The organism is Sphingomonas sp. Ant20 (assembly GCF_000783375.1).
Taxonomy (GTDB): Bacteria; Pseudomonadota; Alphaproteobacteria; order Sphingomonadales; family Sphingomonadaceae; genus Sphingomonas; species Sphingomonas aerolata.
In genome coordinates, this window is the sequence record NZ_JRVI01000003.1 from 67010 (window position 1) to 75404 (window position 8395).

The following is an 8395-nucleotide window of genomic DNA, read 5'->3' on the forward strand; positions in this document are numbered from 1 at the left end:
CCGAGGCCGTAGCGTCTGGCGTACCGATGAAGGGGGTGACGCTATTCATAGGCTTCGCGGTACCGTTTCACGACCGTCAGCGCGACGATGTTGAGGAGCAGGGTGACGACGAACAGGGTCAGCCCCAGCGCGAAGGCGGCGAGCGTCTTGGCGCTGTCGAACTCGGCCTCGCCGGTCAGCAGGTCGACGATCTGCTTGGTGACCGTCGTCGTGCTGGCGAACGGGTTGAGCGTCAGCGTCGCGACACCGCTCGCGGCCATCACGACGATCATCGTCTCACCGATCGCGCGGCTGACCGCGAGGAGGACGCCGCCGACCACGCCGGGCAGCGCGGCGGGGAGCAGTACGCGGCGGATCGTCTCGGACGAGGTTGCACCCATCGCCAGGCTGCCGTCGCGCATCGACGAGGGGACCGCGGCGATCGAATCATCGGCCATCGACGACACGAACGGGATGATCATGATCCCCATCACGAGCCCGGCGGCGAGCGCGCTCTCCGACGAGGCCCAGCTGATCCCGATCCACACCGCGAAATCGCGCACCGCCGGCGCCACCGTCAGCGCGGCGAAATAGCCGTAGACGACGGTCGGCACACCCGCGAGCACCTCGAGGATCGGCTTCATCCATTTGCGCGTGGTCGGGGCGGCATATTGCGTGAGGTAGATCGCGCTCATCAGCCCGAACGGGATCGCGACGATCATCGCGATCACCGCGCCGATGAAGAACGTCCCCCAGAACAGCGGCACCGCGCCGAGCGATGCGCCGGGATCGCGCGCGTCGACGACCTGCGGGCTCCAGTGCGTGCCGAACAGGAAGTCGGTGATCGGCACGATCGAGAAGAAGCGCGCGGATTCGTAGAGCAGCGAGGCGACGATGCCGACCGTGGTCAGGATCGCGATCAGCGACGCGCCGAGCAGCAGGATCATCACGATCCGCTCGACCCGCGTCCGCGCGCCGAAGCCCGGCCGCACGCGCAGGAACGCGAACGCACCGCCGGCAAAGGTGAGCAACAGCGCGAGCGCGGTCGCGATCCAGTCGTAGCGCGACTGCGCGGCGGCATAGACCGGCGACAGGACGCGCGCGAGCTCGTGGAACGCGCCGAAGCTTCGTCCCTCCGCCAGGCTGCGCGCCTCGGACAGGATCGAGGCACGGTCGAAGCCGGGCGGGGGCAGCTGCACCGCGGCGGGGCTGGCCAGCACGGTGTCGGTCACGAGTGCGGGTGCGACCATCGACCAGCCGACCAGGAAGAGCAGCGGCGGGATCGCGGTCCACAGCGCGACATACCAGCCGTGATGCGCGGGCAGCGAGCTGAACCGCGCGGTGTTGCCGACCCGGAACCGCGCGGCGCGCATTCGTGCGCTCAGCCACGCGATCAGGCCGAGCCCGAGAACGAGGAAGAAGAGGGCGAGCGCCGACATCAGGCCGTCTCCACCGGTTTCGGGGCGGCGGTCGTGTTCCAGTAGTGCATCACGACAGTACCGCCGGGTCGAGAATCGTCTCGTTGGCGATGATCGCCGCCGACCGGGCCTGGACCGCGGGCGGTGCGGCGATCAGGCCGCGCTTCACCAGCGGTCCGGTCGCGCCCCAGTTGGCGGCATAGAGCTTCAGGAACGTCCGCAGGCCCGGGATCGCGCTGAGATGCGACTTCTTCACATAGATGTAGAGCGGGCGTGACCCCGGATAACGATTGTCGGCGATCGTCGCATAGGTCGGCTCGACGCCGGAAATCGCGACGCCGTTCACGTCATTCTTGTTCTCTTCGAGATAGCTGTAGCCGAACACGCCGATCGCATTGGGGTTCGACTGGAGCTTCTGGACGATCAGATTGTCGTTCTCGCCCGCATCGACATACATCCCGTCCTCGCGGACGCGGGTGCACAGCGCCTTGTGCGCATCGGGATCGGACTTGGCGAGCGGCTTGGCGGCGGGATCGCTCGATTCGCAGCCCTTGGTCAGGATCAGCTCGGCGAGCGCGTCGCGCGTGCCGCTGGTCGCGGGCGGGCCATAGACCTGGATCGGCACCGGCGGCAGCGCGGGGTTCACGTCGCGCCATACGCGCGCGGTGTTCGGCCGGCCGCCGGGGCTGGCGGCGAGCGCCTTGTACAGGTCGGTCGGGGTCAGCTGCATCTTCGGGCCGTTCTTGGCCTCGGCAAAGGCGATGCCGTCGATCCCAACCTGGATTTCCAGGATCTGGCCGGCGCCGTTGGCGGCGCAATCCTTATACTCGCTCGCCTTCATCCGCCGCGACGCATCCTCGATATCGGGATGGCCGGCGCCGATGCCTGCGCAGAACAGCTTCATCCCCGCGCCGGTGCCGGTCGATTCGATCACCGGTGCCTTGGCATCGGGATCGTTGGCGACAAGCTGTTCGGCGATCATCGTCGTGAAGGGGTAGACCGTCGACGATCCGACCGCGGTGATCTGATCGCGCGAGCCCGCGCCGCCGCCATTCGCCTGGTCGACGCATCCGCCGATCAGCGTCGCGCCCGCCAGTGCCGTGACCGCCAGTCCTGAAATCGCCCCGAAACGCTGCACGTCAATTCCCGTCATGCCTGCCCGATAGCGCGGCTAGACCGGATCCTGTGTGACAGTCGCGTTACCGTTTGATGACACGCGACGAATTGGCGGGGCCGGCACCGGCTGGCGGCAGGATCACCGCGACCGTCGTGCCGACCCCGACCTGGCTTGCAATGTCGAGCGCCCGCGATGCCGCTCGACGATATGCTTGACGATCGCCAGCCCCAGTCCGGTACCGCCGAGCGACCGGCTGCGCCCGGCATCGGCACGGTAGAATCGCTCGGTCAGTCGCGGGATGTGCACTGCGGCGATGCCGTCGCCCTCGTCGCGTACCGCCAGCCTGACCATGCCGGTCACGTCGCGTGCCAGGGTGATCGTCACCGGCGTCCCCGCGCGGCCATATTTCATCGCGTTGCCGACCAGATTGTGCAGCATCTGCGACAGCTGCACGCGGTCGCCCGACACCGGGGGGACGGCGGGCTCGATCGTCGCGACCAGATCAAGGCCGCGGTTGCCCGCGCCGTCGGCCAGTTCGGCCCGCACGTCGCCGACCAGAATGGCCAGGTCGATCGGCGTGTCGGGGACGCGGTATTTCTCCGCCTCGATCCGGCTGAGCGAGATCAGATCTTCGATCAGCCGCAGCATCCGCTTGGCCTCGTCGTCCATCACCTTGAGGAAGCGCGCGCGGATCGCCGGATCCTCGCCCGCTTCCTCGCTCAGCGTCTCGATGAAGCCGAGGATCGAGGCGAGCGGCGTGCGCAGTTCGTGGCTCGCATTGGCGACGAAATCGACGCGCATCCGTTCGGCGGCGTAATTGCCGGTCTGGTCGATCAGATGGACGATGCGCTGGCCGTCGGACAATTCGCCGACGCGCATTTCCCAGCGCTGGTCGCGGGTGCCAAGCGACCAGCTCGATCGGCGGGGTCTCGCCCAGCGCGGCGGGGGACGACAGCGCTTCGGCCGCGGCGGGGTGGCGGATAGCCACGCGCGCATCGTCACCAATGATGTGTTCGCCGAGCAGCGCGCGCGCAGCGCGGTTGGCGAGCACGACGCGGCCGTCGCGGACCAGCAGCACGGGCTCGACGATCAGGTCGAGCGTCTCGTCGAGGATCGCCGGATTGACGGGCGCGGGATCTGCGGCGGCGGGCGGCTCGTCCCCGGTTCCGGCAGCAACGAGCGCGGCGGCGATCCCGCCGACCAGCGCGACCAGCCCCGCCTGGATCGACGTGCCGATCGCGAATACCGCGATTGCGGCGCCACCGGCCACGATGATCGCCCAAAAGGTGCGCAGTCCAAATCCGGTCAACATGCGCGCGTGTCTAGGCCATTCGCAGCCCCGCGCGCCAGCCCGTCCCGCAGCGGCACAGCGCCGGCCCCATCGCCCCCTCCAAAGCCCGGTTGCTTGCGCGAGGTTCATGATTGTGAAAGGGCATGATGCTAGCGGAGACCCGATGAGCGACGACACGCGCCCCGACACCGATCCGATCGAGACGACGCCGTCGCGCCGCCGCGTCCTGACGCTCGGCGCGGTCGGTGCCGCTGCGGTCGTGTCGATCCGTCCGGCGCTGGCGCAGACCGCGGGATCGGTGCTCAATTGCGACATTCCGGTGCCCGATGCGGGCCGCGCGGGCAGCTTCATCGATGCGCAGGGCAAAATCGTGCCATCGGGGACCAAGGGCGCTTTCGCGGGCGCCAGCCGGCCGTTCAAGGGCGAGGAGGTCCGGCGCGTGCTCAACAGCGGCGGCCAGCTGCCCGGCACCGATTCCGAACGCAGCCGTGCCTATGTAAATTACATCCGCCGGTTGCAGCGCGGCCAGGGCGGCTTCACCTGCTTCGCCTCGTTGCAGATGCCGCGCGGCTGAGGCCGTGGACGACGCCGCACCGGGGCCGATCTACCGCGCCGACCCGCCCGGCGGGCTGGTCCTCGCCCCGCTCGACGCGTTCACCGCGGTCTATCACCGGCGATCGGGCATGACTCACCTGCTGACCGAACCCGCGCCGCAGATCCTGGCGATCCTCGGCGAGGCCGGGCTGTTGCTGGAGGCGCTGCTCGACCGGCTGGCGGGTGACTATGATCTCGCCGACGCCACAGCTTCGGCGCTGGCGGCGCGGCTCGACGAGCTGGTCGCCGCCGGGCTTGTCGCAACGTCGTGAGACACGCCTTCGCGCTGCGCATCGGTCCGATCGGATTCCGGATCGGATCGGACTGGCGCGCGCCGATCGACCAGCTGCGCAGTCTCTACCGCGATTATCCCGCGCCGCAGGACGGGGTGGCGGATTACACCGTCCGTCTCTTTGCACGTCGACCCTGGCGGCGGTGGCTTCGCCCGTCGGTCGAGATCGGCGGCGATTACATGCTGCCCGAGGCCGCGCCGCTGCCGCTGCGGCACGGGCTGCTGGCCGCCGAAATGGCGATGAACCTCCAGATGGCGCTCGGCGCACGCCGCCACCTGTTGCTCCATGCCTCTGCGGTCGAACGCGATGGCCGGGCGGTGCTGATGACCGGGGTGTCGGGTGCGGGCAAATCGACTCTGGCGACGCTGCTTGCGGCGCGGGGCTGGCGGTTCATGGGCGATGAGTTCGCGTTGCTCGACCCCGCGACCGGGCTGCTTCACGCCTTTCCGCGACTGATCAGCCTGAAGAATGCGGCGATCCCGGCGGCCGAGGCGGCCTGGCCAGACGCGCGGATGGGGCCGCTGATGGCGGCGACTCCGAAGGGCGATATCCGCCACATGGTCCCCGACGCACGCGCGATCGCCGCGATGGACCAGCCGGCGACCCCCGCCTTGCTGCTGTTTCCCCGCTACGGCGATGCGGCGGCGGTCCGGCCGGTGCCGCTCGCCGAGGCGTTCGTGCGGATGACGCAGGCCTCGACCAACTATGTCGCGCTTGGCGAGGCGGGGTTCACCGCGATGACCCGCCTGATCGCGCAGATCCCCGCGGTCGCGATCGACTATCCCGACGGTGCCAGCGGGGTCGCGCAGGTCGAGGCGTTATGCGCGGCGCTGTGACAGACCTCCCGCATACCGTGGTGGCGGACGCAAGCCTGCTCGCCGGTGCGCTCGCCGATCCGGGACGCGTCATGGCGCTCGACGCGGAAGGCTGGACCAGCCTTCTGACGATCGCCCGGGCCGAACAGCTGATCGGGACGCTGGCGCTGCGTCTCGATGGCCTGCCGCTGCCGCGCGCGGTCGAAGCGATCCTCGGCGATGCACGCGCCGCCGCGGAACAGGTCGCCGCGCGGCACTGTGGGAGGCGGAGATGGCGCGGCGCGCACTCGCACCGCTCGGCTGCCCGGTCGTGCTCCTCAAGGGGACGGCCTATGCCGCAGCGGGACTGATGGCGGGGCAGGGCCGGTCGATCGGCGATCTCGACATCCTCGTGCCGCGGGCGGCGCTCGACCGGGTCGAGGCGGCGGTGCTCGGCGCGGGGTGGGAATGGGTGAAGCCCGATCCGTATGACGACGCCTATTACCGGCGCTGGATGCACGAGCTGCCGCCGCTGATTCACCGCGAGCGCGACCGAATGATCGACGTCCATCACACGATCCTGCCGCTCACCGCGCGGGTCACGCCCGATCCTGCGCGCCTGATCGCGGACAGCGTGCCGCTCGGCAACGGCCTGCGCACGCTGTCGCCCAATGGCATGATCGTCCATGCCGCCGCGCATCTGTTCGCGGACGGCGACCTGGCGGGCGGCCTGCGCAATTTGTGGGACATTCGCTGTCTGGTCGAGGAATTCGGCACCGAGGGGCTTGCAGAGGAGGCGGCGCGGCATGGTCTGCGCCGTCCCGTCTCGCGCGCGCTGCGCCTCGTCGACAGCGTTTTCGCCGGGGGCCGGCTGGCGGGCAGCGACCGCCTCTATGTGCGGCGGCTGACCGCGCGCGACGGCTGGGGGCGGCCGACCCGCCCGGTCACGCGGCTGGCCTTCTACGTCCGGTCGCACGCGCTGCGGATGCCACCGGCGATGCTCACGCGCCATCTGTGGACGAAGTGGCGCAAGGCCTGAGCGCCCGCGCGGGGGGATCAGTGCAGCGTGCGCAGCCGCGGCGGCCGTGTCCGCCGCACCATCGCGATGATGGCGACGACGACGGCGATCGCGATCGTGTCGGCGATCCAGTCGCGAATGTCGCAGTCGCGGTGCAGCGACGGGATCGACTGCGCCACCTCGACCATCGCGCCGAGGAAGGACAGGCGTTCGAGCACCTTGCGTCCGCGCGCAGCGGGATAGGCGAACGACGCCAGCGCGGCGAGCGTCGCGAAGGCCAGCATGTGCTTAAACGTGTCGCCGAACTGGTCGATCGGCAGGTGCGGCGGCTTGGGGAGGAGTGCCATCGTCACGGCGAAGAGGATCGCCAGCGCCAGCGCAATCTTGAAGAACCCGGTCAGGTCGCGATCGCGGCCGTTCACGCTGCGGTGCGCCGGGCGAGGTCGTCGAGCGCGGGGATCAGCGCATCGAATCCGTCGATCACCGCCTCTGCCCCAAGCTCGTCGACCGGCTGCATCAGAAAGCCGAAGCTGCACGCGATCGTCGGCAACCCTGCCGCCTGTCCCGCTTGGATATCGAAGATCGAATCGCCGACGAACGCCGCGCGGGGGGCGGCACCTTGCGCCCCGGCGCGCTTCGCGTCCGCCACCACGGCGCACTGGCGCACCATTTCGTGGATCGGCATCGGCGACGGCTTGCCCTCCGCCATCGTGTCGCCGCCGAGGATGCAGGCGAACCGGTCGGTCAGGCCGAGTTCGTCGAGCACGGTGCGCGCGAATCGTTCGATCTTGTTGGTGACGATCCCGATCGTGACGCCGCGCGCCGCCAGCGCGTCGAGCGCCTCGATCACCCCGGGATAGGGCCGTGTCAGCACACAGATATGCGCCTCGTAATAGGCGAGCAGCGCGGCGTGCAGCCGGTCGAGCATCGCCTCGTCATAGCCGCCGGTCGCGGTCAGCCCTTGTTTCAGCATGTGCCGCGCGCCGCCGCCGATCATCGGCTTGACCTGTTCGACGCTCAGCGCCGGCCGGTTCGCAAGCGCGAGTGCATGATTGACCGCCGCGGTCAGGTCGCCGCTGGTGTCGAGCAGGGTGCCGTCAAGGTCGAACCCGACGATATCGAATGAAAAATGCGTCATCGCCGTGATGCCTGCCAGCGCGGCTATGGAATTGGCAAGGCTTTCGTGGCAGCGGTCCTTCCATGACGACGCATATGCACGACCAGTCCATCGCGGTGATCATCCTGGCGGCCGGCAAGGGCACCCGGATGAAGTCCGACCTGCACAAGGTGCTGCACCCGATCGCGGGGCGGCCGATGCTGCACCATCTGGTCGCAAGCGCGGCGACGCTGCACCCGGCGCGCACCGTCGTGGTGACGGGTGCCGGGCGCGAGCAGGTCGAGCGTGCGGTCGCCCCGCTGGGGATCGCCACCGCGCTGCAGGCCGAACAGCTCGGCACCGGCCACGCCGTGGCGCAGGCGCGCGACGCGCTGGCCGGGTTCGAGGGCGATGTGCTCATTCTCTATGGTGACGTCCCGCTCGTGACCGCCGCGACGATGCAGCGGATGATCGACCGGTTGCACGGCGACGACGCGCCTGCGGCGGTCGTGCTCGGCTTCCGTCCCGCCGATCCCGGCGCCTATGGCCGCGTCATCGCCGATGCCGCCGGCCGGATCGACCGGATGGTCGAATATAAGGACGCCTCCGACGCCGAGCGTGCCGAGACATTGTGCAATTCGGGGCTGATGGCGGTCCATTCGCGCGACCTGTTCGCGTTGCTCGCGCGCGTCGGCAATGACAATGCGGCGGGCGAATATTATCTGCCCGACATCGTCATGCTCGCTGCCGCCGACGGCCGGGCCTCGGCGGTGATCGAGACGGGCGAAGGCGGAG

General features: G+C 69.5%; 8 protein-coding genes and 2 pseudogenes. 5 read left to right on the top strand and 5 right to left on the bottom strand.

Going from position 1 to position 8395, the window contains the following annotated elements:
* Window positions 1–41: 41 nt before the first annotated feature.
* The 3 genes and pseudogenes from pstC to NI18_RS01115 all read right to left on the bottom strand — a co-directional run bounded on the left by pstC (window position 42) and on the right by NI18_RS01115 (window position 3826).
* Window positions 42–1418 (bottom strand): phosphate ABC transporter permease subunit PstC, encoded by a 1377-nt coding sequence (pstC, locus tag NI18_RS01105; protein ID WP_031395857.1) that lies wholly within the window; start codon window positions 1416–1418, stop codon window positions 42–44.
* A gap of 49 nt (window positions 1419–1467) precedes the next feature.
* A complete protein-coding gene (locus NI18_RS01110) occupies window positions 1468–2535 on the bottom strand; it encodes a substrate-binding domain-containing protein (protein ID WP_306286149.1) in 1068 nt (355 codons plus the stop codon).
* A gap of 61 nt (window positions 2536–2596) precedes the next feature.
* Window positions 2597–3826, bottom strand: a pseudogene (locus tag NI18_RS01115) (ATP-binding protein).
* 142 nt (window positions 3827–3968) lie between these two features.
* Between NI18_RS01115 and NI18_RS01120 the strand changes: the two are divergent.
* From NI18_RS01120 to NI18_RS01135, 4 genes and pseudogenes are all read left to right on the top strand, one after another.
* Window positions 3969–4379 (top strand): hypothetical protein, encoded by a 411-nt coding sequence (locus NI18_RS01120; protein ID WP_031441639.1) that lies wholly within the window; start codon window positions 3969–3971, stop codon window positions 4377–4379.
* Between the two features lie 4 nt (window positions 4380–4383).
* Window positions 4384–4671, top strand: a complete 288-nt coding sequence (locus NI18_RS26155; protein WP_031441640.1) for an HPr-rel-A system PqqD family peptide chaperone — start codon at window positions 4384–4386, stop codon at window positions 4669–4671.
* Entirely contained in the window at window positions 4668–5528 is an 861-nt protein-coding gene (locus NI18_RS01130) for an HprK-related kinase A (protein WP_037527458.1), read from the top strand. The genes NI18_RS26155 and NI18_RS01130 overlap by 4 nt, the downstream gene beginning before the upstream one ends.
* Window positions 5513–6525: pseudogene (locus NI18_RS01135) on the top strand (nucleotidyltransferase family protein). Before NI18_RS01130 ends, NI18_RS01135 begins: the two are co-directional and overlap by 16 nt.
* A gap of 17 nt (window positions 6526–6542) precedes the next feature.
* Here the strand turns inward: NI18_RS01135 and NI18_RS01140 are convergent.
* Window positions 6543–6926, bottom strand: coding sequence for a hypothetical protein (locus NI18_RS01140; RefSeq protein ID WP_042467624.1), 384 nt, complete (start codon window positions 6924–6926; stop codon window positions 6543–6545).
* Window positions 6923–7642 carry an HAD hydrolase-like protein gene (locus NI18_RS01145; protein ID WP_037527459.1) on the bottom strand — a complete coding sequence of 240 codons (720 nt, stop codon included), beginning with the start codon at window positions 7640–7642 and terminating at the stop codon, window positions 6923–6925. Before NI18_RS01145 ends, NI18_RS01140 begins: the two co-directional genes overlap by 4 nt.
* 62 nt (window positions 7643–7704) lie before the next feature.
* Between NI18_RS01145 and NI18_RS01150 the strand changes: the two genes are divergently transcribed.
* Window positions 7705–8395 (top strand): NTP transferase domain-containing protein (locus tag NI18_RS01150; protein WP_037527461.1); only part of this gene is annotated, 691 nt, incomplete at its 3' end.

Bases quoted from the DNA above. Each gene is read 5' to 3' on its own strand.
- pstC (WP_031395857.1), bottom strand. From the start codon at position 1,418: ATGTCGGCGCTCGCCCTCTTCTTCCTCGTTCTCGGGCTCGGCCTGATC.
- NI18_RS01120 (WP_031441639.1), top strand. From the start codon at position 3,969: ATGAGCGACGACACGCGCCCCGACACCGATCCGATCGAGACGACGCCG.
- NI18_RS01145 (WP_037527459.1), bottom strand. From the start codon at position 7,642: ATGACGCATTTTTCATTCGATATCGTCGGGTTCGACCTTGACGGCACC.